Consider the following 25,306-nt stretch of genomic DNA (forward strand, 5'->3'; position numbering starts at 1 on the left):
GCCTTGGTGCATTTTGGGGCCGCCAGGCTTCCAACGGGCCGACGAGACGGGAACGGAAAGACCATGCCGGCATTGGCAGACCAGACCTTTGAAACGGAAAGCGGGATCACGATCCTGCGGACATCACGCCCTTCCGACTACGAAACCGGCACGTCGGACTGGATCGACAGGCTGGACAGCGAGTTGGGTGCGGTGCTTGCCTCTTCCTACGAATATCCGGGCCGCTACACGCGCTGGGACATGGCGCTGGTCAATCCGCCCCTCGTCGTGGAAGCGGCCGACCGGACCGTCGATATCCGGGCGCTGAACGAACGCGGCAAGGTTCTGGTTCCCGCCATTGCCGATGCGCTCAGAACCCACGACGTGATCGAAACCTTCGATGCCACGGACGAGCGGATCACGCTGACGGTGAAGAAGCCCGACCGGCTCTTCAACGAAGAAGAGCGGTCCCGCCAGCCATCGACCTTTTCGATCGTGCGCGCTCTCAAGGACCTCTTCGCTTGCGACGACGACCAGTTGGGCCTCTACGGAGCCTTCGGTTACGATGTCGCCTTTCAGTTCGAGCCGATCGACCTGAAACTGCGACGGCCCGAGGATCAGCGGGATGTCGTTCTGTTTCTGCCCGACGAGATCCTGATCGTCGACCACCACGGCAAGCGCGCCTATGTGCTGGAATATGATTTCGTCGCGAATGGCCGAACCACCAAGGGCCTGGAGCGGACCGGCGAGAAACACGCCTACATGCCCGCGAACCGGGACCCCGGACGCGGCGATCACGAACCGGGGGAATACGCGAAGCTGGTCGAAGAGGCCAAGGACTATTTCAGGCGCGGAGACCTCTTCGAAACCGTTCCTGGCCAGACGTTCTACGAGCCCTGCGCCAACCCCCCGTCTGCGGTATCGCGGCGTCTGGCGCAGATCAATCCCTCGCCCTACTCGTTCTTCTTCAACCTGGGCAATGCCGAGTATCTCGTCGGCGCTTCGCCGGAAATGTATGTGCGCGTTACCGGCGGCAGGCGCGTCGAGACGTGCCCGATTTCAGGCACTATCAGGCGCGGGAAAAACGCCATCGAGGACGAAGCCCAGATCCGCAAACTGCTGAATTCGGCGAAGGATGAAGCCGAGCTGACCATGTGTTCCGATGTCGACCGCAACGACAAGAGCCGCGTTTGCGTGCCCGGGTCGGTGAAGGTGATCGGACGGCGGCAGATCGAGATGTACTCGCGGCTCATACACACGGTGGATCATATCGAAGGCATCCTGCGCCCCGACATGGACGCCCTCGACGCCTTCCTCTCACACACCTGGGCGGTCACCGTGACCGGCGCTCCGAAACGCTGGGCGATGCAGTTCATCGAGGATCACGAGAAGTCACCGCGCGCCTGGTATGGCGGCGCCATCGGGGCCGTGCTGTTCAACGGCGACATGAACACGGGGCTCACTCTGAGAACCGTGCGGATCAAGGACGGCCTTGCCCAGATCCGGGCGGGCGCCACGCTTCTCTATGACAGTGTCCCGGAGGACGAGGAAGCGGAGACGGAACTCAAGGCGGAGGCCATGCGGGCAGCGGTGCGCGAGGCCGGTCTTGCCGGCAAGGCGACCACCCGGCAGGAAGACGCCAAACCCGGCAAAGGATTGAAGATCCTCCTGGTGGATCACGAGGACAGCTTCGTACACACGCTTGCCAACTACTTCAGGCAAACGGGCGCGGATGTGGTGACCTACAGGTCGCCGGTCGCCGATCACGTCTTTCACGATGTCGATCCCGATCTGGTTGTCCTGTCGCCGGGACCTGGCAACCCGAAAGACTTCGACTGTGCCGCCACGATCGGGCGGGCGCGCGCGCGCGCGCTGCCGATCTTCGGGGTCTGCCTCGGCCTTCAGGCCCTGTCGGAGTATTTCGGCGCAGAACTCGGGCAACTCGATATCCCGATGCACGGCAAGCCCTCCCCGATCAGTCTCTCCGGCAACTCCCTGCTGTTTGACGGATTGAGCGCACCGGTTGTCGTCGGACGGTATCATTCGCTGTTCGCCAAGCGGGCGACGCTGCCGGGCGATGTCAGGGTCACGGCGGAAACCGAGGACGGGGTCGTGATGGCGATCGAACACGAAAGCGAGCCGATCGCCGCGGTGCAGTTCCATCCAGAATCGATCATGTCGCTTGACCAGGAGGCCGGCCACAAGATCATCGAGAATGTCGTTGAACGGCTGGTGCATGCCCAGAGGCAGGAAATCGAAGCCGCATCGTGAATCTGTCACGATGTCTTCGCAATTGTGTCGTTATGGGAACAGGCAGAGACTGAAGGAGATCGTCGTTGCCAACATTGCTGGTCGTCATCGCGCTTGTCGCCGGGGCCGCCTATTGGCTCTACCGTGCCCGCCAGGCAGCCGACACGACGCGTGTCGTGCTGGACGCGACGCATGAGGTCAAGGCGGCCGCCCGCCGCTTCGGCTTCCAAACGCGGGCGAACCAGCACCCCAGCGAAGGCGTCGACGATCCGCGTGTCACCGCCGCCGCCCTGCTCGTGCTCACGGCGGAGACCGATGGCGGTATCTCCCGCGCGGAACAGCAAGCCATCATGGAACAGCTTCAGTCGGTCTTCGGCATGCCCGAAAACGAAGCCGAAGACCTCTACCTGTTCTCCAAATGGCTGGCCAGCCAGAGCAGCAATCCGGATGACATGATCCGGCGGCTCATCAAGCGAACGGTGCATCTGGGCGGTCGTGACACGCTGCCGGATCTCATTCAGATGGTAACGCATGTCGGAAACGCGGACACGGGCACGCTCACCGACGACACCGTGAACATAGTAGAAAAACTGAAACAACTTAGTCATTGACCGGAAATGGCGCTCGCTTTCCTTGCAAAAGGCGTAGCAATTAAAATACCAGTCGTTATTCAACTTCTGGTTCCCGAGTGACCCGGTGACGAAATAAGTTGATTAACAGAGCACGTCAGAGTTCTATTGATTTTCCGGCTTTCTTTTGCATTGTCTTCATGGGCTTGCACTAGGGTACGGACCTAAAAATGAGACTGAAATGGCATTTGAAATGGCGAAGCCCCGTTAGGAAGAGTGTGCAGAGCGGGCTTCCTGTCCGGTCAAGCACTCTGACGACACGGGGTGAAGCCATTTCCAAGTCTTTCGGAGTCCGGGGAGGACAAATGTCCGGCAACGCCAAGATGAACACGGTCAGGTGTTCCCGCAGATTGCGCCGATCGCTCGGCGCACTGGCGTTTGCCTTCGTCCTGCTGCCGTGTCTCGTCCACGGACCGGACGCCCATGCGCAAGGGAAAGCGGACCTTCGAAATCACGTGCTCGGTATCGGCAACTGTCCGCCTTGGAACGCCCAGGCCCTCGAGGTCTGCTACAACAGTCTGGAACGCGTCATGAATGCGATCAGCCCGCGCCTTGCTGCCGGGCCGGACAACCAGCACCTTCTCATCAACGAGGGCGCGAGTGCGTCCGCACTCAAGCTGAAGGCGACGGAACTCGCCAACCGCCTCGGACCGGAAGACCGGCTGATCATCTATGCAAATCTGCCGCTCGGCCAGTTGGAGGGTGACCAGCCGGACGAGGAAAACGGGTTCGTGTTGGAGTTCTGGGCCGACGAGAAACCCGAAACGGCTGCCGCGGCCATCAGCGACGGCATCTGGATTACCGCGCCTGCCTTCGCGGCCATGCTTCATACGATCCCGGCGGCGCAGGTCATTCTGATCCTCGACACCAACGACTCCTACGCCGTGAACATGCACCTGCTCGACAGACATACTGTCGATCATGAGGACAGACCCGAGGCGCTTGTCTCCTCCGCGGGCGACGGCCAGAGCGCAAACTACTCGGCGGACCGGACGATTTCTCTGTTTGCCAAACATCTTGCGCTTGCGCTGCGCGAAACGGAGGGATCTCTGCAAGATGTCATGAGTGTCGCAGTCAGCGGCACCCGGCAGTCGGCAATCCCGATATGCGCAACGCTCAAGGAGCACAAGGGCGAGACCGGAGAACAGGTTGCCGATTGCCAGCAGGTGCCGCAGATTCACGACCCGGAAGCCCTGCTTGCGGGTACGCTGCTCCTGCCGCTTCCCGAAAGCGGCAAAACAGAATAATTCCGGACGTCCCTAACCCGTTGCGGAGCTTGTGCCGCACGCGCGCGGCGCACCTGATGCGACCACGTTTCCGGCCTTCGCCTCGGCATTGCGCACGCTGGGATGTCCTTTCAGCCGCGCCAGGAACCAGTCCCAGTCATCGGAGTCGATCCGCTCGAGGCCCGTGTCCCGCTGTGGCTCGATGGGACGGATGCCGTCGTCATCCAGTTCACCGATCGCGAAGCGGAAGGCATAGCCGGGCGTCAGGCCCATGCGCAGGTCCGACACCACGACCTTGTCGCCGACAAGTTCCGTTCTGAAGAAGCCGCGGCTGAACCATTCCAGCTTCTGGAAGGCCGCCGTATCCGACAGGCAGGCCGCCAGTTCGGGATGGCGCGGATGTTCGTAAATTTCGGGTTCGCCGGGGCCGTCGAGCAGGGAATAGTAAAGGTTCTCGTAGCGATCTTCCTCAAGCCCGATGACTTTCCAGAGCAGGATGTTGAACGGGGCCGCGATCGCGTAGACGGCTTCCGGTTCAATCCCCTGGGACTGGAAGGCCAGGCGTGCCTGCCCCTGCACATATTGTTGCAGGACAATGCTCACGCCCATGTAAGCGGTGGTGGCGATCAGGGCACCGGCAACCCAGTTGCGCAGCCGTGACGTCCAGTTCTTCTTGCAGAGCGCATAAATCACGACGATCAGCAATGGAATGGAATAGAGCGGATCGATGATGAACACCGAACCTACGCCGACCGGGTCGGGATAAACGGGCCAGAAGATCCGCGTGCCGTAGACGGTCATCGCGTCGATCATGGCATGGGTCGCAAAAACCAGGAAAACGGCCCCCCAGGTCAGCCAGCGATGCTCGCGCAGTCCCTTGAACAGCCGCACCAGCACCTCGCCGACGACAGGGGCCGCCAGCGCATGCACGAAGATCGAGTGCGACCAGCCGCGGTGATAGACGAAACTGTCGATCGGATCGTCAAAGGGGATGAACACGTCCAGATCCGGCAGCGTGCCGAGCAACCCGCCGACAATCGCGGCCTTGCGCGGCCCGATCTTGCTTCCCAGGCAAGCCGTCGATACCGCGGCACCCAGAACGAATTGTGTGATTGAATCCATCGTGTCCTAGACGTTTGCGTTCATTGTCCTCAACGCTAGTCCAAGTGTGCGATGAAGAAGCCGATAACGGTACATATAGCGAAGTGCACAGCCATAAATGTGCCGACCATAAATTTAGTCACGTGCTGCGGCTTATATTTGTCGATTGACATATATTTCAAGTCTTTAAGCTGACCGAACACAGCATTCGACTTCAGATACCATCGACGGACCCATAAGACGTGCGCGAACGCGTAAAGGCTCAACGCGGCCAGGGAAGCAATTTTCTTGCTTTCGGTTTCACCCAGGAACTCTTGCGCCCGTTCTGATGAAACGACCCAGCCCAGTATCACCGTCAGAATGACACCATGCTTGAACGCAAAATCAATCAAACCGTCGTGGTATGATTTCAACTGATCGCTGAGATACGCGTGTATCTCTCTCGGGGTCGCTGTTTTGGGCTCTGCCTCTGGCAAACCAACAATCCTCTGAATTTTGAACCGACCACACCACCGGCACCGATCATACCCGAGAAATCAATCCACTTCGCGCACCGCGCCCTTGGCGGCACCTCATTCAGTCAGGTCACTCTTCTGAATACTGCCTGGAAGATTGACGTTGTTCGCTTCTTGCTTCCCGCCGCGCCCGGGACAACGTGGTCCCGCTCGGAAATGCTCTAAGGCAGGATTGTTTCCAGCATGGAAGCCCAGGAAAAGATCTTCATGTTCACTGTGAAGAGCAACAGAAACGCGGGGATCAACAAGGCGCAAAACAAGCGAGCGCCCCAACGGCCCTGAGGGTCCGGGAACCGTATCGCCCACATCGAGACGCAACCGAACACCCAACTCGACACGAGGTAGAGGTAATACTCAACCGGAATCGTCTCGGCGGTAAATCGAAAGTCTCCAAATTCGTCCGTGTCACCGAGCGTCGAAATGGCCTGGAAGGAAATCCATAGATTTACGGCCAGAATCGCGATGCTGATGAGTGTCTGAAGACCGCGCTCACGACCCAGGCCCTTGATCAAGGTCTACTCCCGTTCCCGAAACGATGTTGAAGAAACAAGAAGGCCATCATAGCACCGGCCTTCTTGTCCTCGCCGGCTTTCGTTCAACCGGGATCAATCCACTTCTCGCACCGCGCCCTTGGCGGCACTCGTCGTCATTTTTGCATAGGCGCGCAGCGCTTTCGTCACCTTGCGCCTGCGTTTTTCGACGGGCTTCCAGGCGGTGTCGCCCCTGGCGTCCATGGCCGCCCGGCGGCGGACCAGTTCCTCGTCCGGGATATCGACCTTCAGGATACGGTTCGGAATGTCGATGATGATCGTGTCGCCCTCCTCGACCAGACCGACCGCGCCGCCTTCCGCCGCTTCCGGCGACATGTGCCCGATCGACAGCCCCGAGGTACCGCCCGAGAACCTGCCGTCGGTGATCAGGGCACATTCCTTGCCCAGGCCCTTCGACTTCAGATAGCTGGTCGGGTAGAGCATTTCCTGCATGCCGGGGCCGCCGCGCGGTCCCTCGTAGCGGATCAGCACGACGTCGCCGGCCTTCACCTTGTTGGTCAGGATCGCCGAGACGGCACTGTCCTGGCTTTCGAAGATCCGCGCCGGACCGGTGAACTTGAGTATGCTCTCGTCGACGCCGGCGGTTTTCACGACACAGCCTTCCTCGGCGATGTTGCCGTACAGGACCGCCAGCCCGCCGTCCTTGCTGTAGGCATGGTCGCCTTCGCGGATAACGCCCGCCTGCCGGTCCAGATCCAGATCGTCCCAGCGTCGATCCTGGCTGAACGCCACCTGTGTCGGCACGCCGCCCGGTGCGGCCTTGTAGAATTCGTGCACGCTTGCGGAGTTGGTCTGGCGAATGTCCCAGCGCGCCAGCGCTTCCTTCATGGTCGAGGAATGCACCGTGGGGATGTCCGTGTGCAGTTTGCCGGCGCGATCGAGTTCACCGAGGATCGCCATGATCCCGCCTGCCCGGTGCACGTCCTCCATGTGGATGTTCTCCACCGCCGGCGCGACCTTGCACAGCACCGGCACCTGCCTGGACAGACGGTCGATGTCATCCATGGTGAAGCCGATTTCGCCCTCGTAGGACGCGGCAAGAAGGTGCAGGATCGTGTTGGTCGATCCACCCATGGAGATGTCGAGCGTCATGGCATTCTCGAATGCCTTGAAGTTGGCGATGTTGCGCGGAAGAACGCTTTCGTCGTCCTCTTCGTAGTAGCGCTTCGCCAGATCGACGATCAGATGGCCGGCCTCGACGAAGAGACGCTCGCGGTCCGCATGGGTCGCAAGCGTCGAGCCGTTTCCGGGCAGCGCCAGTCCGAGCGCCTCGGTCAGGCAGTTCATGGAGTTCGCGGTGAACATGCCCGAACAGGAGCCGCAGGTCGGGCAGGCATTTTGTTCCATCGACAGAACGTCCGCGTCCGACATGCTGTCATCGGCGGCCGCGACCATGGCATCGACCAGGTCAATCGATTTGTGAACGCCGTTCTCCAGAACCACCTTGCCGGCCTCCATCGGCCCGCCGGAGACGAACACCACCGGAATGTTGAGACGCATGGCGGCATTCAGCATGCCCGGCGTGATCTTGTCGCAATTGGAGATGCAGACAAGCGCGTCCGCGCAGTGGCCGTTCACCATGTATTCGACGGCGTCGGAGATGACTTCGCGCGACGGCAGCGAATACAGCATTCCGTCGTGCCCCATGGCAATGCCGTCATCAACAGCGATCGTGTTGAACTCCTTGGCGACGCCCCCGGCCCGCTCGACTTCGCGGGCAACCAGTTGGCCGAGATCCTTGAGGTGAACGTGTCCCGGAACGAACTGGGTGAAGGAATTGGAAATCGCGATGATCGGCTTGCCGAAATCATCATCCGTCATGCCGGTGGCGCGCCAAAGACCGCGGGCACCGGCCATGTTCCGACCGTGGGTGGAGGTTCTGGACCGATACGGAGGCATGTTTTTCTCCCTGGAATGGCAGCGTTTCGCCTGCGGAAGGCGCCTGTCTGGTCACCGCCGCAACTTGCTTGAACGCATCCGAATTTGACTTGGCATGGAGTTGGCAGGTTTTTCACCGAGCCGAAAGATCGAATTGATGGAAAAGTGTACGGTACGGTACGGTTCTGTCATGATCGACGATCGCCACACCCCTTAACTCCTTTCAAAATCGTCGCATTCCGTGAATCGTTCGGTGGAGCTGATCTTTTGGCTTGCATCGGCGAACGGTGTCGGGTGAAGGTTGTGTGCCACATCAAAGAACCCGCTCAACGAACGCGGGTCGACATCGTGGCAGCGTTGTGGGGAGAAACGCGTTGCTATTCTTGATTGCACTACTGGCCGCAATTTTCGGCTTTCTGTTCGGCACCGACCAGGGGGTCATCTCCGGCGCTCTGCCTCTGTTGAAAAAAGAGTTCGTGTTCACGGCGCAAAGCGAAGGCTTCATGACCGGCGCGGTTCCGTTCGGTGCCATATTCGGTGCCGTCCTGGCGCTCGTTACCGTCGACCGGTTCGGCAGGCGTCCGGTTCTCACGTTCTGCGCGATCCTGTTTGCCGCAGGCTCACTTGCCGCCGCAATGGCGTTCAGCGTGTGGTCCCTCACCGTTGCGCGGTTGGTGATCGGCGCAGCCATCGGCGCGTCGTCGCTCGTGGCTCCGATGTATCTTGCGGAAATCGCCCCTGCCCGCATCCGCGGTGCGGTCGTCTCGGCGTTTCAGCTGATGATCACGATCGGCATCCTGTCGGCCTTCATTGTCGACTGGGCGTTTTCCTTCACCGGTTCATGGCGTTACATGCTCGGCTTCAGCCTCGTGCCGGCGATGATCTGTCTCGCCGGCATCGTCAAGGCTCCCGAAAGCCCGCGCTGGCTGGTGCTTGCCGGCCGGGACAAGCAGGCGCGCGACGTTCTGAAAACCGTTCAACCTGAGGCGAGTGCCGAAAGGCTGGACATGATCGTCCAGGAAATCGAGAACGGCCGACCGGCAGACCCGGCGGAGGAGAGCTGGAGCAGGTTCAAGGAACCGGCGTTGCGCGGTCTGCTGATCTTTTCGGTTCTCGCGTTCTTCCTGCAACAGTTCAGCGGGATCAACGTGATCATGAACTACGCGCCCCGCATCCTGGAAAATGCCGGTTTCGAGGGCTTGGCGAATGAACTCGTCGCGACCATGGGCATAGGCGCCCTGAACGTGAGCGTGACGATCCTGGCGATGATCTTTGTCGACCGGCTCGGGCGGCGCCCCTTGTTCATCTTCGGGTTTGTGGGCGCCTTCCTGAGCATGGCGCTGGTTGCGGTCCTGTTCCAGCTGAACGACAACAACCTGGCCTGGCTGTCGCTTCTCGGCCTGTTCTCGTTCATCTTCTTCTTCGCCATCAGCCTCGGGCCGCTTCCGTGGCTCTACATGTCGGAGCTGTTCCCGCTCGCTCTCAGGGGAAAAGGCATGGCGATCGCCTCCATTTCCAACTGGCTGTGCAATTTCCTGGTGGTCTTTCTGTTTCCGGTGCTCGCAGCCGGTCTGGGTGAAGCGATGACATTCGGCATGTTTGCCGCCTGTTGCGCCTTCGGCATCTGGTACGCCTGGACCTTCGCGCCCGAAACGCGCGGCCTGGTGCTTGAGGAAATCGACCAGACGATCGCGGGGACGCCGGAAACCGTCAAAACCGGCTAACGCGCCCAACAAAAAAAATGCCGGTGCAGGCAATTCACCTGCACCGGCTTTCCATCGGGCTGCCCTGGAAGAGTGGATGCCGGGCAACCCGGAGGAACGTCTACTTACTGCGCGGCCACCGCGCTTTCGGCCAGCGTCGGATAGTCCGTGTAGCCTTTCTCGTTGCCGCCGTAGAGCGTCTCCGGATCGAGCGCGTTGAGCGGTGCGTCCTTCTCAAGCCGGTCGACCAGATCCGGGTTGGAGATGAACGGACGTCCGAACGCCACGAGATCGAGCGTGTCCGAACCGACGGCGTCGACGGCAAGGGCACGATCATAGCCATTGTTTCCCATCCGCGCGCCGTCGAAGAGCGCATAGAGCGCCGCGAGATCACCGCCTTCGGGGATGTCACGCGGGCCTCCGGTCTGGCCCTCGACAAGATGGAGATACGCCAGGCCATAGCCGTTGAGCAGCCTGATCACGTGGGAGAAGGTTTCCTGCGGATCGCTGTCGGCGATATCGTTGGCACTGGAGAACGGGCTGAGCCGTATGCCCACCCTGTCACAGCCCCAGACGGACACGACCGCATCCATGACCTCCTTGAGGAAGCGTGACCGGTTTTCGAGCGGACCGCCATAGGCATCCTCACGCTTGTTCGATCCGTCGCGCAGGAACTGGTCGATCAGGTATCCGTTTGCGGCATGGACCTCGACGCCGTCGAACCCGGCCCTCTTCGCGTTTTCCGCCGCCTTGCGATAGTCCTCGACGATACCGGGGATCTCGTGGGCTTCCAGGGCACGCGGCATCGGCGTCTCCACGAACCGGGTGCCGTCGAATGTCTTGGAGTTTGCCGCAATCGCGGACGGCGCCACGGGATCAACACCGCCCGGCTGAAGGACCGGGTGCGAGATCCGCCCGACATGCCAGAGCTGGATAACGATCTTGCCGCCTTTGGCATGAACCGCATCCGTCACCTTTTTCCATCCCTCGATCTGGGTTTCGGAATGGATACCGGGCGTCCAGGCGTAGCCCTTGCCCTGCGGCGAGATCTGCGAGGCTTCGGTGATGATCAGCCCTGCCCCGGCGCGCTGACCGTAATATTCCGCGTGGAGTTCGAACGGGGCATCGTCTTCGGCCCGTGCCCGGTTGCGCGTCAGCGGTGCCATGACAATGCGGTTCTTCAACTCCACCGAACCGGCCCTTGCGGGTGTAAACAGTTTCTGGTCAGACATACTCAGTTCCTTTTCATCGTCGGAGGAAGGGGATTTCCCAATTTCGGACCATTCAGTCCATATTTATACGTGAGCGTTTTGCCGATGCGAGGCCCCTACCAGTTGAAGGTTTCGGTCAGGCCGGAAGGATGACCTTTGCCTGTTTCAGGGTATCGGCGATCCGGTCCGCCGGATATCCGGCCTTTCGAAGCGCGAGGGTTCCAATGGCGAGTGAGGACAGGGCTCGTGCCCTGTCGCGCATGGCGTCCGGATTTTCAGGATCAAGAACCTCAGCAAAGATCTCTTCGATCCTTTCCAGATGCCGGCGCCCGATCTCGGCGACGCCTTCATCGTGCGGGGCAAGTTCGGTAATGCAATTGACCAGCATGCAGCCCTTCGCACCGCCCTGCGGATTGGAAAGTGCCTGCATCATGGCGTCAACGGGATCGCCTTGCGCGGACACGGCCACGTCTTTCAGGTTCTCAAGCCCGTTGCGGGAATAATGCGACAGAGCGCGGCGGAACAGCGCCTGCTTGCTCTCGAAGGCAGCGTAGAAGCTCGACCTGCTCAGGCCCATCGCCGACGTCAGGTCGTCCAGCGATGTTGCCTCGTAACCCTTCTGCCAGAAGACCAGCAAGGCGGCTTCAAGGGCCGCGGACTCGTCGAAAGTCCTGGGTCTGCCGGGGCCCGGAGACCGCGATTTCTGATCGGAGCGCTGTCGCGCGGTGTTGGACATGCGCCTAATATGGACCATGCAGTCCTGAATGCAAGGTGCACCCTCGCGATTTTTGGACCGTCCGTTTCAGAATTGCGGCGGCCGTGCTTTTTTGATGTGTCAGCTTACATCCGGCATGAGCCGGAAAACGCGTCTCCGACATCGTCGAAGACCCGCGCCACGGCTTCCATCTCGTAAAGCCTGCTGGTCCGGCGCACGCCCTCGACCAGATAAAAGTCCTGGATGGGAAACTGGTTGGAATTGAACCGGAAGTCTCCACGCACGCTCTCAAACGGTGCGGCATTGATTGCCGAGAGCATCGCTTCCCTGTCCTTGGCGCCCCCGGTGAGTTCCAGAGCGAAATGAATCAGCTTCGCCGCATCGTAGCCCTGCGCGGCATATGTCGACGGCGCATAATTGTAAGCGCGCCGGAACTCGCGAACGAAGCGCTTGTTCGCCGGGTTGTCGAGATTGGGAGCCCAGTGTGCGGCGGAGAACAGTCCCTCGCCCGTCTCCTTTGTGTACGGCAGAGTGACCGCGTCGACCGTCTTTGCCGACAGGAATGGAATGATGCCCTTCATGCCGGAGGTCTGGAATTGCCTGACAAGTTCTACGCCCATTCCACCGGGCATGAACGCGTAGATCGCATCAGGCTCGATCCCGGCGATCTGGTCGAACTCGACCGAAAACTCCGTCTGGCCCAGTTTCGGGAAAATCTCGCGTGCGATCTGTCCCTTGAAGTGGCGCCGGAACGCCGCGATGGCATCGCGCGCCGCCTCGTAGTCCGGGGCGATGGTCACAACCTGCTGGTATCCCTTCAGGCTGGCATAGCGTCCCATGGTCTCGTGCACCTGGTCGTCCTGCGCCGCCGTGGAAAAGAAATAACGGCTGCAATTGCGGCCCGCGATGGGCGCAGGTCCGGAGCTTGCCCCGATAAACAGCGTCCTGGAGCGGACAACCGGATCGTGGACCGCCAGCATGATCTTTGAAAAATTCACTCCGACCAGCAAGTCAATGCCATTCTCGTCGATCAGTTTCGTAACTTCCTTGACCGCATGATCCGGGTCGAGTTTGTCGTCGACGACGAGCACGTTGGTCGGCATGCCTCCGAGGGCCCCGTTCGACTGGTTGACAGCGAGCATGAAGCCGTCACGCATGTGTTCACCAAAGACGGCCGCCGGCCCGGACAGCGTGGCCATGAAACCGATCCTCAGTTGCTGCTGCTGCGGTTCCTGCGCCTGGGCTGCGGACAGAAATGCGCCCAGCCCCAACAGGACACCAACAGCTTTCGAGATCACCCAGCGTTTCATCGTTTCCTGCCCGTTCATCGATGCGAATTTCGCGTCCGGCACCGAATCTCCTCATGCCAATGCTCATTCAAGCATGGCAAAGACAGGTTATGCATTTGCAAACGCACCGGTTGCCCCCCTCTTTCCGGATCACAAGCTCGTCAAAATTCAAGGAAAATTCCCCAGTGTCGCCGCAATCCGGCCCGTGTGCGGACGCATTAACAAAGGTTAATGCCACCTTACCAAATCCAGGTGACCGCCTTGCGCGTGCCCGAACCGCATCAACAGGAGGGCCAGATGTATCCAGTAACCGCGCCAGCCAATTCATGCGCCAGTCAACCAGATCCGAGCGAAAGGACCGGGAAGGAACTCTCGGCGAGACGCGAATTCAAGGTGATCAGCGGAGCCCATTCGAGCGGGGATTTTCGAAAGTCACTCCGCAAAATCGACCCCGGCGAGCTTGCTTCGAAGATACTGCAATTGCATGCCGCCGCGGACAGGACAGACCCGGGCGACGCTGAAAAACCGAACCTGGCTGCCGAACCGCATGACGTTCCGTTCGAGATCCCGGGCGTCCTGCGCAAGGCGGACGATGCCGAGAAAATGGCCGATGTGGTCAAGCGGTCCGCAGAGAGAAACCCGGATACGCTGCACAGCGCCGGAAACCGGTCCGCCAAATTGCGCGTCAGACCCCTGGTGGCCGCAGCCTTGCTTGTCGGGCTGGCAGGAGGCGCCGCGCTTGCGCTCGGCCTTCCGGACATGATGGCCTCGGACGAGCCGGAAACCCATCCCGTTGCCACCCAGCTGATCGTCACGGCCCCGCCGCCGGTATCCGCAATTCAAAGCCCGGTAACCGAGACGGCGGCAAGCGCCAGAGTACCGGAACGTGCTGCGAAGACCGGACCGTTCAACACGGCCACGCCGGAACAGATCGCCGAGGCGAAAAACCGGCTGAGGCTTGCCTTTGCGTCCGGAAATACGGGCGCTTCCGCGACCCCTGCAACCACCCGCGCGGGAGCTGTCGCGCCGGTCTACCCGCAAGCCGCACCCGCCCAGGCAGCGACTACGGTGCCGCTGCAGGACGGTTCCCTGCCTGTTTCAGGGCTGTCGGCCGGCCTCACGACGCCGCCCTATGCGGTTGCCGTTCCTTCTGCAACCCAGTCCGGTCAGGCCAGTACTTCGACCACTGCCTCGGCCAGTGTCTCGACCGGTATCTCTGACAGTGAGGCCATCGCAGCCAACAACAGTCCTGCCGCTGTCGTCAGCGCTTCGGAAGCCGGGACGGTGCCAATCGAGACCACATCCGCGAAAGACGTCGGCGCATATGCGAACTCGGGCAAGACAACGGCCTCCGTCAACATGCGCCTGTCGGAAAAGAAAAACAGCGAAATCATCGCCGTCATTCCCGCCAATACCACCATAAGCTTCAACGACTGCGGCAAATGGTGGTGCGGCGTCGAATATGACGGCAAGACAGGATTTGTCGGCCAGAGGTTTGTCGAGCGCGCCGCGCAATGAGCTTCAAATCCGAAGGACCGCGGTAGAGACTTGTTAAGACCGGTGACATAGGCTGGTTTCCGCGAATTCCGGCAACATGGGGCTGCACTTGTGGACAGGCAAACAGGCCTGCCCCTGCCCCGATCGTTCTGTCGGCGGGAGACCAGACATGTTTCATCGGCACAGAAAAACGAGTTGCGCACTTGCCCTCGCACTGGCGATCGGCACACCCGTGGCCGCATCGGCTGACGGAACCGATTGCGTGGTCTACGCGACGGACTATGCCAATTCCTATGTCGGCAACGGCGATGTTGTCGGCGATGCGGTTTCAGGCGGAATGGCAGGAGCGGTCGTCGGCGGTGCCTGGGCCGGACGCTCCGGTGCCGCGCGCGGCGCACGTGCCGGAGGTGCCCTCGGCGTTCTGAACAACATGGGATCCATGCCCGGTGGCTGGCAGGCGCTTTACGACACGGCCTACCAGATGTGTCTCCAGCAGACTTCCGGGGTGAATGCCGCCCCCTATTACGGCGACCCGGCCTATGCGCCGGCACCCAACCTGCAGGCCCCTTCGGCCGGGTGCCGCTCGTCGGCGCGGGTGAACGCCCCGCTCCGGCGCAGCCCGGAAGGCGGCATCATGGTGGGGTCCGACTTCGGCGGCTGCCAGTAAAGCCCTTCAAACGCGCGCTCTCCGTGGATGACCGTGTCTTTGCCCGCCGTTCCGGTTGACGTTGCGGGCGAAGCAAAGTCAACTGTTGCCGAATTCCAGACGACGCGCATTTGGCTGCAACATCGCAACGACAGGACCATCCATGACCCGCCGCAAGACTTTCGCGCTCACCTTTGCCACCGGTATCGTCGCAGGCCTTTGCCTCTTCACGTCATCCGCGTCGGCCCAGCAATGCGGCGGTGATTTCAGGCAGTTCCTGGCCGGCGTCAAACAGGAGGCCGTCGCAAAGGGCCTGTCGCCCGATGCCGCAGACCGGACCCTGGCGCGCGCGCAGATCGACCGGAAGGTATTGTCACGCGACCGTGCCCAGGGTGTCTTCAAGATGACCTTTCTGGACTTTTCCAAGCGGGTCATCTCCAGCTACCGCATGAAGAACGGCGCGGCGAACATGAAGAAACATGCCGCCATCTTCCAGCGGACGGAGAACGAATACGGGGTGCCAGCGCCGGTGATAACCGCTTTCTGGGCGCTGGAGACCGATTTCGGTGCGGTTCAGGGCGACTTCAACACGGTCAACGCACTGGCAACGCTCGCCCATGATTGCAGGCGTCCGGAGCTCTTCCGCCCGCAATTGATCGCTGCCATCGAGATGGTTCAGCATGGCGACCTCGATCCGCAGCGCACAACCGGTGCGTGGGCCGGCGAAATCGGTATGGTGCAGATGCTGCCCGAGGACATCATCAAGTTCGGACGCGACGGCGACGGCGACGGGCACGTAAAGCTTAAGCAGAGTGCGTCGGACGCGATCCTCACTGCCGGGGCCTTCATCAATCACCTGGGCTGGCGCCAGGGCGAACCCTGGCTGCAGGAAGTGACGGTTCCGCAGAACCTGAACTGGTATGAAACGGGTCTCGGCAAGACCAAGACAGGCGCGCAATGGGCCGCGCTCGGCGTTCAGCCGCGCTGGGGCCAGATCTCGCCCAACCTGCCGGCCTCGCTGCTTCTTCCGCAGGGCCGCAAGGGCCCGGCCTTCCTGGCCTATCCGAATTTCGACATTTATCTGGAATGGAACCAGTCGCTCATCTACACGACATCCGCAGCCTATTTCGCAACCCGTCTTGCCGGTGCGCCACGCTACAACGCCGGCAACCCCGACCAGGGGCTCAACGATGCCCAGATGAAACAGTTGCAGACAAAGCTACAGAACAAGGGCTATGACGTCGGCAAGATCGACGGCATCCTGGGAGCCGGAACCCGGGGGGCCGTCCAGGACATGCAGCAGAAGCTCGGCATGCCTGCGGATGCGTGGCCGACACCGGCCCTCTTGAACAGACTCTAGGGTACGGGGCCTGTTGCCCGCTTCCTGATTGCATGAAAACCGTGTTGGAGCAGACAGGTTCCACCGCGTGCAAAAAGAAGCTATCTGCCGCCGAAGATGGCCATGGATTGCGCAGGACCGAGCTTGTGCAGGGTGACGTAGTCCTGGGTCTGTACCAGCGGCCTCTTCGGGATCCAGAAATTCTCGATCACGAACTCGGTGATCTCGATCCGCTGCTCCAGCGTGTAGTCGTGCGCGTGCGGGTAAAGAAGGATCATCCAGATCACCGCCATGAACAGGTCGAAATCGTCGACCCAGAACCGGACCTGGCGCGTCTCTGTGCAGATCTCGCAATCCTTCAGGGCATGACACTCACGCAATTGCTGCCTCAGTCCGAGCAGGTCCTGATCCGTCGATGTGCCGAAGAACCTGCTGGCGAAATGGTTGTAGAGCCAGGTGGTTGTGTGCGGCCGTGTTTCGCGGGCTGACATCATGACTGCGTGGATCGCGCCGTTCGGGGCAAGGACCTCGTCGTAAAGCGCCTTCACCAACCCGGGCCACGTGGCGGCATTCGAATAGTAGAGGCTGTGATGGAGCGTGATGAGATCCTGCCTGCGTCCATCGAGCAGTGCGTCGCGGGCGCAACGGGCAGCTGCAGCATCGCGAAAGTCGATCGTGTAGTCTCCCTGAACCAGGCGCACGTTTTCCAGCAGCTGGCGCGCCTGGCGCTCCTGGAGTGTCGCCAATGCCGCGCCATCAATATCGTAGAGCCAGAGACCTTTTTGAAACGCGGGCTGAAGGATCCGGAACTGCGGTTCGTTTCCCGCGCCGATCGACAGGGCGGACAGGTCCCTCTCCTCCTTCATCCTCATGTGGATCGCCCGGATCGTGCGCATCAGGCTCGCGGCAACATCAGGTTTTTCGGACGCGTAGCGCGCCCAGATCCGGTTCTGTTCGAATATGTTGTAATTCGCGGCATCAAGTCCGCGTTCGATGAGACTGTCCGACTTTACCAGGTGCAAGAGCGCATCCTCCTTGGTGCCTGCGCCCGCTTTCGACCACATCCGTCTGCCCGGCGCCTTCATGAAGAGAGATAAGCTGCAAGCCTGGAATTACTTGTGAAATTTTGTTCATAAACAGCTGATTTACATTAGTATTTTGTCATGTTTCTCTACCAGCCCTAGTCGTCACCTTCACGCGTATGTAAAAACACCCACACGCCGCCTGTTTCCGACATGACTTGACGGGATCTGCGTCTCGACGAAGACCCTTTTCACACCGGCGCAAAGACACGGTGCTACGAGAAGCGGCCATTCTGCTTCCGCTGCGCTTCAGCCGGACTGACAAGCTGGTTGCCGGGGATCACTGCAAGCGGCCCAATTCGGGTTGAACCGGACGGAATCGGCGTGAATACGCCCAGGCGCAATCCTTCCGCGCCGGCCGCCACTTCCGGCTAGTGCAGTCCCTTGGCCGGCGCGTCCTCGGGCACGACGGCCTCCCTGCTGTCTCCAAGCAGGAAAACCGCGAGAATGCGCGTTTCGCCATCGGCCGTGTTCCGTCCCTGGTGGGTGACGGCCATCGCTTCCATCACGCCGTCTCCCTGACGAAACACCTTCTCTCCGATCCCCTCATAGAACACGGTGACTTCGCCTTGCAGGATATAGGCAAAGAGCGGCGCGCCGTGCCGGTGCCATGCCGTTGCCTCACCGGGCTCCAGCGTCACGACGATGGCCCTGACCGAAGCGTCCTTTTGCGGGAAGGTGATCTTTTCGCCCGCGACGGTTCTGTCGCCCGAAAAGACCTCATGCACTTTTTCATAGGATGCCCCGGATGGTGCCGATGCCGGCGCTGTCACCGCTGTTGGGGTGTCCGGCTTCTCGGCCGGGATCGCCGTTGCCTCGGTTGCATGACCCGGCAAGGTGGCCGCGCACAGGAGTATCAGGATGCCGGCAGTCAGCCTGGCGAACCACGGCGTGGCCTTGCAGCGGAGCGGCTGCTTCATATCTCGATGCTCGTACCCGGTGCCAGCGTGTTCACCTTGGCGGCATCAGGGCCCATGGCGGTTTCGAAAGCGTCCGCCGACTGCTCAATGATGGGAAAGGTTCCGAAGTGACAGGGGACGATCGTGTCGAAGTCGAAGAATTTCGTGCAGGCCATGGCCGCAACCCGGCCACCCATCGTGAAGCGGTCGCCAACAGGAACGATCCCGATCTTCGGGCGGTAGATCTCGTTGATCAGTGCCATATCGGAGAAAATGTCGGTGTCCCCCATGTGATAGAGCACCTTCTTTCCCGGCACCTCGATGATGACCCCATGCGGATTTCCCAGATAGATCGCCTCGCCGTCTGTCTGCTTCGACGAGGAATGTTCTGCCCGCGTCAGCGCGACCTTGAACGTGCCGGTATCGACCATGCCGCCAGAATTCATCGGGTTGATGTTTTCGATCCCCTGCCGGCCCGCCCACATGCAGATCTCGAAGTTCGAAGTCAGCTGTGCGCCGTTCTTCTTGAGGATCTCGATCGCGTCTCCGATGTGATCGTCATGACCGTGTGTCAGCACCACATGGGTGACGCCCGCGGTCACCTGATCGACCGTCAGGTTTTCCGGAAATGACGGGTTTCCGGTCAGGAACGGATCAAACAGGATGGATGTTTCTGCAAATTCGAGTTTGAAGGCAGAATGACCGTACCAGGTGAGTTTCATCTCAATCTCCCGCGGAAACGCTTTTGGCGGATCGAGTTTAGACGCTGGTTTCATTTGTGCAAGAATGGGTTGTTGCCGATGGCGGCCTCTCAACAGTTCCAACTGGTCTTTTCAACCCGGGCCTGATAAAGCGCGCCCATGGCAAACGATCCCGCACTTTCCATCGAAGACTTCGTATCGGCGCTGCCGTCCGGCAGCCGCCTGATCGGCCTTGATCTGGGCACCAAGACGATCGGCCTGGCGCTGTCGGATCTCGGACGCGGCATCGCGACGCCAATGGATACGATCCGCAGAAAGAAGTTTACGATTGATGCGGAACAACTGCTCACAATCTGCGGGAAACAGAATGTCGGCGGCATCGTCCTCGGACTGCCGCTGAACATGGACGGGAGCGAAGGCCCGCGGGCGCAGGCGACACGTGCGTTTGCCCGAAACCTTTCGCAGAAGACCGAGCTTCCGATCACGTACTGGGATGAACGCCTGTCAACCGCCGCCGTGACGCGGACGCTGCTGGAGGCGGACTCCAGCCGGGCAAAACGCGCCGACGTCGTCGACAAGATGGCCGCCGCCTACATCCTGCAAGGCTTCCTTGACCGGCTCGGCTTCATGTCTTCGCAAGAGTGAGCCCGCAGCGGAGCAAAGGTTCAGACCGGCGCTCGGCTATCCGCCTCATGTGGACATCGGGCATGAGTTGAATTCGTGGCTTGTCTAAGGTGCCGATTCCCCATATAGGGATGGTCTCGATGACTGCGACAGACACCCATCGAGACAGCCCCTACCCCCATCGCCATCTGCTGGGCATTGAAGGGCTCCACCCCCACGAAATTCTGGGACTTCTGGACCGTGCCGAAGAAGCCGTCGAGGTTTCGCGGCAGGTCAACAAGCGCAAGCAGGTGCTTCAGGGCCGCACCCAGATCAATCTCTTTTTCGAAAACTCCACCCGCACGCAGAGTTCCTTCGAACTTGCCGGCAAGCGGCTGGGCGCGGATGTCATGAACATGGCCGTGTCCCATTCCTCGGTGAAAAAGGGGGAAACGCTGATCGACACAGCGGCAACGCTCAACGCCATGCATCCGGATCTTCTGGTGGTCCGGCATCATGCTGCGGGCGCCGTCCATCTGCTGGCACGCAAGGTCGGCTGCTCGGTGGTCAATGCAGGCGACGGGCCGCACGAACATCCGACGCAGGCGCTGCTGGATGCGCTCACGATCCGCCGTCACAAGGGCAAGATCGCCCGGTTGACGGTGGCCATCTGCGGTGACATCGCCCACTCGCGTGTCGCGCGCTCCAACATCATCCTGCTGAATGCCCTCGGCGCGCGGGTCCGTGTCGTTGCACCGTCAACGCTGCTGCCGTCCGGTATCGCCAAGATGGGCGTGGAGGTCTTCAACGACATGCGCGCGGGACTGAAGGATGCGGACATTGTCATGATGCTGCGGCTGCAGCGCGAGCGCATGAATGGTGCATTCGTCCCCTCGGTCCGCGAATATTACCGCTACTACGGTCTGGATGCGGAAAAACTCTCCGTTGCAAGAAAAGATGTGCTCGTCATGCACCCCGGCCCGATGAACCGGGGCGTCGAGATCGACGCCTCCATCGCCGACGGCCCGCAGAGCCTGATCAGGGAACAGGTAGAAATGGGGGTTGCCGTGCGGATCGCCGTCCTTGAAGCCCTCGCCGCCAACCTGCCCAATCAATAGAGGAAGATGCCCGTGGCACTCGATACCCCAAGACCGCTGGTTCTTTCCAACGCCAGGGTGATTGATCCGGCTCGCGAACTGGATGCACCAGGGTCCATCATCATCGCGGACGGCACCATTCTGGCGGCCGGTCCCGAAGCGGCCAACCAGGGCGCGCCCTACGGCGCGGAGATCGTCGATTGCAAAGGCGCGATCGCCTGTCCCGGCCTGGTCGACATGTGCGTTTCGGTCGGAGAACCAGGCGCGGAGCACCGCGAAACGCTCGCAAGCGCGTCCCAGGCCGCCGCCGCGGGCGGTGTCACGACCATCTGCACGATGCCGGATACGGATCCGGTCATCGACGACCCGGCGCTGGTCGATTTCATTCTCCGGCGTGCACGGGACACGGCCATCGTCAACGTGCATCCGCTTGCAGCCCTGACCAAGGGACTGAACGGCACCGAGATGGCGGAAATCGGGCTCCTGAAGGAAGCCGGTGCGGTCGCTTTCACGAACGGGCACAAGTCGGTCGAGAATGCGCAGGTCATGCGCCGGATGATGACCTATGCGCGGGACTTCGACGCCCTTGTCATCCACCATACGGAAGACCCGGATCTGGCAGGCGGCGTGATGAATGCGGGCCTGAACGCAAGCTGGAAAGGCCTTTCCGGCGTGCCGCGCGAAGCCGAGATCATCATGCTGGAACGGGACCTGCGTCTCGTCGGCATGTCCAAGGGCAAGTATCATGCGAACCTGATCTCGACGTCCGACAGCGCGGAGGTGATACGCGTCGGCAAAAAACGCGGGCTGGATATCACCGCGGGGATCTCCATCAATCATCTGACGCACAACGAAAACGACATCGGCGCCTACCGGACGTTCTTCAAGATGTCCCCGCCCCTGCGCGACGAGACAGACCGTGAAGCGATGATTGCCGCGATTGCCGACGGGACCATCGACATCATCTGCTCCAACCACGATCCACAGGACGTTGAAACAAAGCGGCACCCCTGGGCAGAAGCGGAAGATGGCGCGATCGGGCTCGAAACCATGCTGGCGGCGGCTCTGCGGCTGTTTCACTCCGAACAGGTCGACCTCGTTACCCTGCTTGGCACCATGACGAACAAGCCGGCCGACAGGCTGGGACTGGAGGCCGGCCGCCTGACCAAGGGATCTCCAGCCGACATCGCCGTGTTCGACCCGGACCGGCCCTGGGTGCTTGAAAAAAGCGCCATCCGGTCGCATTCGAAGAACTCGCCCTTCGAGGATGCGCGCTTCTCCGGGCGCGTCCTGCGCACGGTCGTCGCAGGCAAGACGGTATTCGCACACTCCTGAGCCAGACGCCCTGCGCAGCCAAGGGGCCATTCAGATTGCGTTCAGGTGAAATGGTGTTCGATCCGCCGCAAATGCCCGCGCTGATCTCGTCAGCAAGGCGCGGCCAGACGGAATGGATGGATCAGATCATGCGCACGGTTTTCCTGACGCTCTTCACACTTGCCGTTGCCGGCACCCCGGCTCATTCGGCAGACCTCTACATGAAATACAAGCTCTTCGCCGTCGGACTTCCAATCGGCTCCGGTGTTCTCTCGGTCGACTTCGGCGACAGCGCCTACGCCATCAAGGCCAATGGTGGAACGGCGGCCTTCGGCAAACTTGTCTCGGACGGAAAGGGCTCCGTCAACGTTCGCGGCAGCATCGCCGGCGGCACGCTTCAACCGGACAGCTTCTCCCTGAATGTCAAAAGCGACGATGAAAACGGAACGATCTCGATGCAAATGCGCGAGGGAACCGTGAAGAAAGTTGCGGTGAACCCGCCACAGGACCGGATGAACCAGAGGATCAAGGTCACGTCCGATCATCTGAAGAATGTGCTGGACCCGCTGACCGCAGCCGTTTTTCCCGCACCGAAGGGCCTTTCCGCCGAAAGCTGCAACCGGACCCTGGAGCTCTTCGACGGCAAGGAGCGCTACAACGTCCATCTGAGCTACAAGTCGAAGCGGAAGGCCAAGACATCGGACGGCCGCTTCAAGGGCGATGTTCTCGTGTGCCGGGCCCGGTATGAACCGGTTTCCGGTCACCGTCCGAAGCGCAAGACGATCCAGGAGCTTGCCAACAACAAGTCGATGGAAATCTGGCTAGCACCCGTTGGCGACAAGCCCTATCTGGTGCCGCTCAGGGCGAGCATAAGGGCGCCTTTCGGATCGCTTGTCGTCCAGGCGGAGAAATACAAACTCAAGGGGTGACGCTCAGGTATCCATTGCCGGCAGGCCTCGTGGCGCCGCTCTTTCCGGCAGATGCGAAAGTTGCCGTAGCGTGAATGCACTCTCGGGACTTGATCCGCACCGACAGCCGGTTACAGTGCCGCAGAAATTTGCCGAAGCGCGACAAGGGAGTAGATTCGCGTGCCAGATCCGATCAGCTGGGAATTCGCCTGGCCCTACTATCTTGCTGCACTTGCGTTCGGCTACCTGCTGGGTTCGATCCCGTTCGGTCTCGTGTTCACGCGGATGGCCGGCCTCGGGGATATCCGCAACATCGGTTCAGGCAACATCGGCACGACGAATGTTCTGCGCACCGGCAGAAAGTCGCTCGCCGCGGCAACGCTGCTCGGCGACGGCCTGAAAGGAACCGTCGCGGTGCTGATCGTCAACGCGATCTACGGCCAGGACATGGCTCTGGTTGCCGGTCTCGGTGCCTTTCTCGGCCACCTGTTTCCGGTCTGGCTCAAGTTCAAGGGCGGCAAGGGTGTCGCGACCTATATCGGCATCCTGCTCGGCCTCTACTGGCCGGCAGCGCTGATCTTCATCGGCATCTGGATCGGCATGGCGGTCCTGTTCCGCTACTCTTCCCTGTCGGCGCTGACGGCGAGCCTGGCGACACCGGTTCTGCTCTATCTCGTCCTGAACCGTTTTCAGCTTGCTGAGATGACCCTCTTCATGACCGTGCTTCTGTGGATCAAGCATCACGAGAATATCGGCAGGTTGTTGCGCGGTGAAGAGAGCCGGATCGGGTCAAAGTCGACCTCCGCGCCGACCGCCGAAGCGGACACAGACAGCGGAGGGACATGAACGCGAGCCAACCGGATAAAACACTGTGCCTCACCGAGGACCAGCGTCTGGCTTGGCTGCGTCTCATACGATCGGAAAACATCGGTCCGGCGACTTTCCGGGATTTGCTGGATCATGCCGGGTCCGCAGAAAAAGCGCTTGAAATCCTGCCCGCGCTTTCAAGGCGCGGCGGCAGGCGGAGCTACCGGCTTTGCACCGAGCATGACGCGTTCGATGAACTCGAAGCTCACCGGCGCTTCGGAGCCCGCCTGGTGGCCCTGGGCGAAGCTGACTACCCCACCCATCTGAAGCATATCGACAGTCCGCCTCCGCTGCTTTCGATCAAGGGTGGCAAGGTGACGGCCAATCCGCAAATAGCGGCCATTGTCGGCGCCCGCAACGCCTCGCTTTCCGGGCGTAAGCTCGCAGCCGGGTTCGCCCGCGATCTCGGCGCACAAGGCATTGCGATTGCGTCCGGTCTTGCGCGCGGCATCGACGCTGCCGCACACGAGGCGGCGCTGCAGACAGGTACCCTCGCCGTATTCGCAGGCGGACTGAATGTTCTCTATCCGCCCGAACACGGCCGCCTCCTTGCGGCGATCCTGGATGCCGGCGGTGCGGCCATCAGTGAAATGCCATTTGGATGGAAACCGCGCGGACGGGATTTTCCGAGGCGCAACCGGCTGATCTCGGGTGTCTCGCTCGGCGTGGTGGTGATCGAGGCGGCGAAACGCTCCGGGTCCCTGCACACGGCACGCTACGCACTCGAGCAGAACCGAGAGATCTACGCTGTGCCGGGGTCTCCCCTCGACCCGCGGTCGGAAGGTGCCAACGGCCTGATCCGTCAGGGGGCGACGCTGGCAAGATCGGCGCGGGATGTCCTGGAGGGTATGGCCACGCACACCGGCCCGGCCCTGCCGCTTTTTCGCGGCTTATCCGAACCCGTCCAGCAGCAGGATGCCGACCCGGATGAGCCGGTGGATGCCACGAGATCCAGGATTATCGAAGCGCTCGGCCCTGCACCGATGGAGCTTGACGAGTTGATCCGTTTTGTCGAGGCAGATGCGCGAACGGTCAGTGTGGTTCTCCTGGAACTCGAACTTGCCGGCCGGCTCGAACGCCATGCCGGACACAGGGTTTCCCTGATCATGGGATGATCGCAGGGGTGTCAGCAATTTGGAAGGAGCGTTGCGGCGTGCATGCCCTGTGGGCAACTCAACCGTGGAAAACCATGTCAAATGCGAGGTCTCTTGACCCCGGGCGCGCAAAGGTCCATTTGACAGGCGGCGCATGATCCGTGATCGTCTGCGCACCTTAAATCTCCTTCTCCACCGGGCGGGGGCTCCGT

23 protein-coding genes are annotated in these 25,306 nt (G+C 61.0%); 13 read left to right on the plus strand and 10 right to left on the minus strand.

Going from position 1 to position 25,306, the window contains the following annotated elements; translation table 11 throughout:
- Positions 1 to 63 precede the first annotated feature (63 nt).
- The 3 genes from ACO08A_RS27255 to ACO08A_RS27265 all read left to right on the plus strand — a co-directional run bounded on the left by ACO08A_RS27255 (position 64) and on the right by ACO08A_RS27265 (position 4,105).
- Complete coding sequence (locus ACO08A_RS27255) at positions 64 to 2,250, plus strand: anthranilate synthase (protein WP_422038988.1); 2,187 nt, start codon at positions 64 to 66, stop codon at positions 2,248 to 2,250.
- Between the two features lie 65 nt (positions 2,251 to 2,315).
- The gene (locus tag ACO08A_RS27260; protein ID WP_421982670.1) at positions 2,316 to 2,840 is read left to right on the plus strand and encodes a TerB family tellurite resistance protein; all 525 of its coding nucleotides are present in this window, start codon (positions 2,316 to 2,318) and stop codon (positions 2,838 to 2,840) included.
- Positions 2,841 to 3,163: 323 nt separating this feature from the next.
- Entirely contained in the window at positions 3,164 to 4,105 is a 942-nt protein-coding gene (locus tag ACO08A_RS27265) for a hypothetical protein (protein WP_422038989.1), read from the plus strand.
- Positions 4,106 to 4,117: 12 nt separating this feature from the next.
- Here ACO08A_RS27265 and ACO08A_RS27270 read toward each other — a convergent pair whose 3' ends face one another.
- The 4 genes from ACO08A_RS27270 to ilvD all read right to left on the minus strand — a co-directional run bounded on the left by ACO08A_RS27270 (position 4,118) and on the right by ilvD (position 8,150).
- On the minus strand, positions 4,118 to 5,206 hold the full coding sequence (locus tag ACO08A_RS27270; RefSeq protein WP_422038990.1) for a metal-dependent hydrolase: 1,089 nt from the start codon (positions 5,204 to 5,206) through the stop codon (positions 4,118 to 4,120).
- 35 nt (positions 5,207 to 5,241) lie between these two features.
- Positions 5,242 to 5,661 (minus strand): hypothetical protein, encoded by a 420-nt coding sequence (locus tag ACO08A_RS27275; RefSeq protein WP_422038991.1) that lies wholly within the window; start codon positions 5,659 to 5,661, stop codon positions 5,242 to 5,244.
- Positions 5,662 to 5,861: 200 nt separating this feature from the next.
- On the minus strand, positions 5,862 to 6,212 hold the full coding sequence (locus tag ACO08A_RS27280) for a hypothetical protein (RefSeq protein WP_422038992.1): 351 nt from the start codon (positions 6,210 to 6,212) through the stop codon (positions 5,862 to 5,864).
- 93 nt (positions 6,213 to 6,305) lie between these two features.
- Entirely contained in the window at positions 6,306 to 8,150 is a 1,845-nt protein-coding gene (ilvD, locus tag ACO08A_RS27285) for a dihydroxy-acid dehydratase (RefSeq protein ID WP_422038993.1), read from the minus strand.
- Positions 8,151 to 8,503: 353 nt separating this feature from the next.
- On the opposite strand from ilvD, the gene ACO08A_RS27290 reads away from it, so the two are divergent.
- The gene (locus ACO08A_RS27290) at positions 8,504 to 9,853 is read left to right on the plus strand and encodes a sugar porter family MFS transporter (RefSeq protein ID WP_422038994.1); all 1,350 of its coding nucleotides are present in this window, start codon (positions 8,504 to 8,506) and stop codon (positions 9,851 to 9,853) included.
- 104 nt (positions 9,854 to 9,957) lie between these two features.
- Here the strand turns inward: ACO08A_RS27290 and ACO08A_RS27295 are convergent, their stop codons facing one another.
- The 3 genes from ACO08A_RS27295 to ACO08A_RS27305 all read right to left on the minus strand — a co-directional run bounded on the left by ACO08A_RS27295 (position 9,958) and on the right by ACO08A_RS27305 (position 13,110).
- Complete coding sequence (locus ACO08A_RS27295) at positions 9,958 to 11,064, minus strand: alkene reductase (RefSeq protein ID WP_422038995.1); 1,107 nt, start codon at positions 11,062 to 11,064, stop codon at positions 9,958 to 9,960.
- A 115-nt stretch (positions 11,065 to 11,179) separates the two neighbouring features.
- Positions 11,180 to 11,779 carry a TetR/AcrR family transcriptional regulator gene (locus ACO08A_RS27300; RefSeq protein ID WP_422038996.1) on the minus strand — a complete coding sequence of 200 codons (600 nt, stop codon included), beginning with the start codon at positions 11,777 to 11,779 and terminating at the stop codon, positions 11,180 to 11,182.
- 104 nt (positions 11,780 to 11,883) lie between these two features.
- A complete protein-coding gene (locus tag ACO08A_RS27305; protein ID WP_422038998.1) occupies positions 11,884 to 13,110 on the minus strand; it encodes an ABC transporter substrate-binding protein in 1,227 nt (408 codons plus the stop codon).
- 234 nt (positions 13,111 to 13,344) lie between these two features.
- Here ACO08A_RS27305 and ACO08A_RS27310 point away from each other — a divergent pair, with 234 nt between their 5' ends.
- From ACO08A_RS27310 to ACO08A_RS27320, 3 genes are all read left to right on the plus strand, one after another.
- The gene (locus ACO08A_RS27310; RefSeq protein WP_422038999.1) at positions 13,345 to 14,565 is read left to right on the plus strand and encodes a hypothetical protein; all 1,221 of its coding nucleotides are present in this window, start codon (positions 13,345 to 13,347) and stop codon (positions 14,563 to 14,565) included.
- A 148-nt stretch (positions 14,566 to 14,713) separates the two neighbouring features.
- Entirely contained in the window at positions 14,714 to 15,211 is a 498-nt protein-coding gene (locus ACO08A_RS27315; RefSeq protein WP_422039000.1) for a hypothetical protein, read from the plus strand.
- 142 nt (positions 15,212 to 15,353) lie between these two features.
- Complete coding sequence (locus ACO08A_RS27320) at positions 15,354 to 16,550, plus strand: lytic murein transglycosylase (protein WP_422039002.1); 1,197 nt, start codon at positions 15,354 to 15,356, stop codon at positions 16,548 to 16,550.
- Positions 16,551 to 16,630: 80 nt separating this feature from the next.
- On the opposite strand, the gene ACO08A_RS27325 is transcribed toward ACO08A_RS27320, so the two are convergent.
- From ACO08A_RS27325 to ACO08A_RS27335, 3 genes are all read right to left on the minus strand, one after another.
- Positions 16,631 to 17,593: a hypothetical protein gene (locus ACO08A_RS27325; RefSeq protein ID WP_422039003.1), complete on the minus strand. Its 963-nt coding sequence runs from the start codon at positions 17,591 to 17,593 to the stop codon at positions 16,631 to 16,633.
- Between the two features lie 389 nt (positions 17,594 to 17,982).
- A complete protein-coding gene (locus ACO08A_RS27330; protein ID WP_422039004.1) occupies positions 17,983 to 18,531 on the minus strand; it encodes a cupin domain-containing protein in 549 nt (182 codons plus the stop codon).
- Positions 18,528 to 19,232 (minus strand): metal-dependent hydrolase, encoded by a 705-nt coding sequence (locus ACO08A_RS27335; protein WP_422039005.1) that lies wholly within the window; start codon positions 19,230 to 19,232, stop codon positions 18,528 to 18,530. The genes ACO08A_RS27330 and ACO08A_RS27335 overlap by 4 nt, the downstream gene beginning before the upstream one ends.
- A gap of 138 nt (positions 19,233 to 19,370) precedes the next feature.
- Here ACO08A_RS27335 and ruvX point away from each other — a divergent pair, with 138 nt between their 5' ends.
- The 6 genes from ruvX to dprA all read left to right on the plus strand — a co-directional run bounded on the left by ruvX (position 19,371) and on the right by dprA (position 25,115).
- Positions 19,371 to 19,856 carry a Holliday junction resolvase RuvX gene (gene ruvX / locus ACO08A_RS27340; protein WP_422039007.1) on the plus strand — a complete coding sequence of 162 codons (486 nt, stop codon included), beginning with the start codon at positions 19,371 to 19,373 and terminating at the stop codon, positions 19,854 to 19,856.
- Positions 19,857 to 19,975: 119 nt separating this feature from the next.
- Positions 19,976 to 20,932: an aspartate carbamoyltransferase catalytic subunit gene (locus ACO08A_RS27345; RefSeq protein WP_422039008.1), complete on the plus strand. Its 957-nt coding sequence runs from the start codon at positions 19,976 to 19,978 to the stop codon at positions 20,930 to 20,932.
- A 6-nt stretch (positions 20,933 to 20,938) separates the two neighbouring features.
- A complete protein-coding gene (locus ACO08A_RS27350) occupies positions 20,939 to 22,246 on the plus strand; it encodes a dihydroorotase (RefSeq protein WP_422039009.1) in 1,308 nt (435 codons plus the stop codon).
- Positions 22,247 to 22,281: 35 nt separating this feature from the next.
- On the plus strand, positions 22,282 to 23,154 hold the full coding sequence (locus ACO08A_RS27355) for a DUF3108 domain-containing protein (RefSeq protein ID WP_422039010.1): 873 nt from the start codon (positions 22,282 to 22,284) through the stop codon (positions 23,152 to 23,154).
- A 159-nt stretch (positions 23,155 to 23,313) separates the two neighbouring features.
- A complete protein-coding gene (plsY, locus tag ACO08A_RS27360) occupies positions 23,314 to 23,979 on the plus strand; it encodes a glycerol-3-phosphate 1-O-acyltransferase PlsY (RefSeq protein ID WP_422039011.1) in 666 nt (221 codons plus the stop codon).
- Complete coding sequence (dprA, locus tag ACO08A_RS27365) at positions 23,976 to 25,115, plus strand: DNA-processing protein DprA (RefSeq protein WP_422039012.1); 1,140 nt, start codon at positions 23,976 to 23,978, stop codon at positions 25,113 to 25,115. Before plsY ends, dprA begins: the two co-directional genes overlap by 4 nt.
- Positions 25,116 to 25,306 lie beyond the last annotated feature (191 nt).

The sequence above is a fragment of the Roseibium sp. genome (assembly GCF_965232425.1).
Lineage (GTDB): Bacteria > Pseudomonadota > Alphaproteobacteria > Rhizobiales > Stappiaceae > Roseibium.

Excerpts from the sequence above, each read along its gene's own strand:
- ACO08A_RS27350 (WP_422039009.1), top strand. The coding sequence starts at position 20,939 with ATGCCCGTGGCACTCGATACCCCAAGACCGCTGGTTCTTTCCAACGCC.
- ilvD (WP_422038993.1), bottom strand. The coding sequence starts at position 8,150 with ATGCCTCCGTATCGGTCCAGAACCTCCACCCACGGTCGGAACATGGCC.
- ACO08A_RS27295 (WP_422038995.1), bottom strand. The coding sequence starts at position 11,064 with ATGTCTGACCAGAAACTGTTTACACCCGCAAGGGCCGGTTCGGTGGAG.
- ACO08A_RS27265 (WP_422038989.1), top strand. The coding sequence starts at position 3,164 with ATGTCCGGCAACGCCAAGATGAACACGGTCAGGTGTTCCCGCAGATTG.
- ACO08A_RS27320 (WP_422039002.1), top strand. The coding sequence starts at position 15,354 with ATGACCCGCCGCAAGACTTTCGCGCTCACCTTTGCCACCGGTATCGTC.
- ACO08A_RS27310 (WP_422038999.1), top strand. The coding sequence starts at position 13,345 with ATGTATCCAGTAACCGCGCCAGCCAATTCATGCGCCAGTCAACCAGAT.
- ACO08A_RS27300 (WP_422038996.1), bottom strand. The coding sequence starts at position 11,779 with ATGTCCAACACCGCGCGACAGCGCTCCGATCAGAAATCGCGGTCTCCG.
- dprA (WP_422039012.1), top strand. The coding sequence starts at position 23,976 with ATGAACGCGAGCCAACCGGATAAAACACTGTGCCTCACCGAGGACCAG.
- ruvX (WP_422039007.1), top strand. The coding sequence starts at position 19,371 with ATGGCAAACGATCCCGCACTTTCCATCGAAGACTTCGTATCGGCGCTG.
- ACO08A_RS27325 (WP_422039003.1), bottom strand. The coding sequence starts at position 17,593 with ATGTGGTCGAAAGCGGGCGCAGGCACCAAGGAGGATGCGCTCTTGCAC.
- ACO08A_RS27330 (WP_422039004.1), bottom strand. The coding sequence starts at position 18,531 with ATGAAGCAGCCGCTCCGCTGCAAGGCCACGCCGTGGTTCGCCAGGCTG.
- ACO08A_RS27315 (WP_422039000.1), top strand. The coding sequence starts at position 14,714 with ATGTTTCATCGGCACAGAAAAACGAGTTGCGCACTTGCCCTCGCACTG.
- ACO08A_RS27345 (WP_422039008.1), top strand. The coding sequence starts at position 19,976 with ATGACTGCGACAGACACCCATCGAGACAGCCCCTACCCCCATCGCCAT.
- ACO08A_RS27255 (WP_422038988.1), top strand. The coding sequence starts at position 64 with ATGCCGGCATTGGCAGACCAGACCTTTGAAACGGAAAGCGGGATCACG.
- ACO08A_RS27270 (WP_422038990.1), bottom strand. The coding sequence starts at position 5,206 with ATGGATTCAATCACACAATTCGTTCTGGGTGCCGCGGTATCGACGGCT.
- ACO08A_RS27335 (WP_422039005.1), bottom strand. The coding sequence starts at position 19,232 with ATGAAACTCACCTGGTACGGTCATTCTGCCTTCAAACTCGAATTTGCA.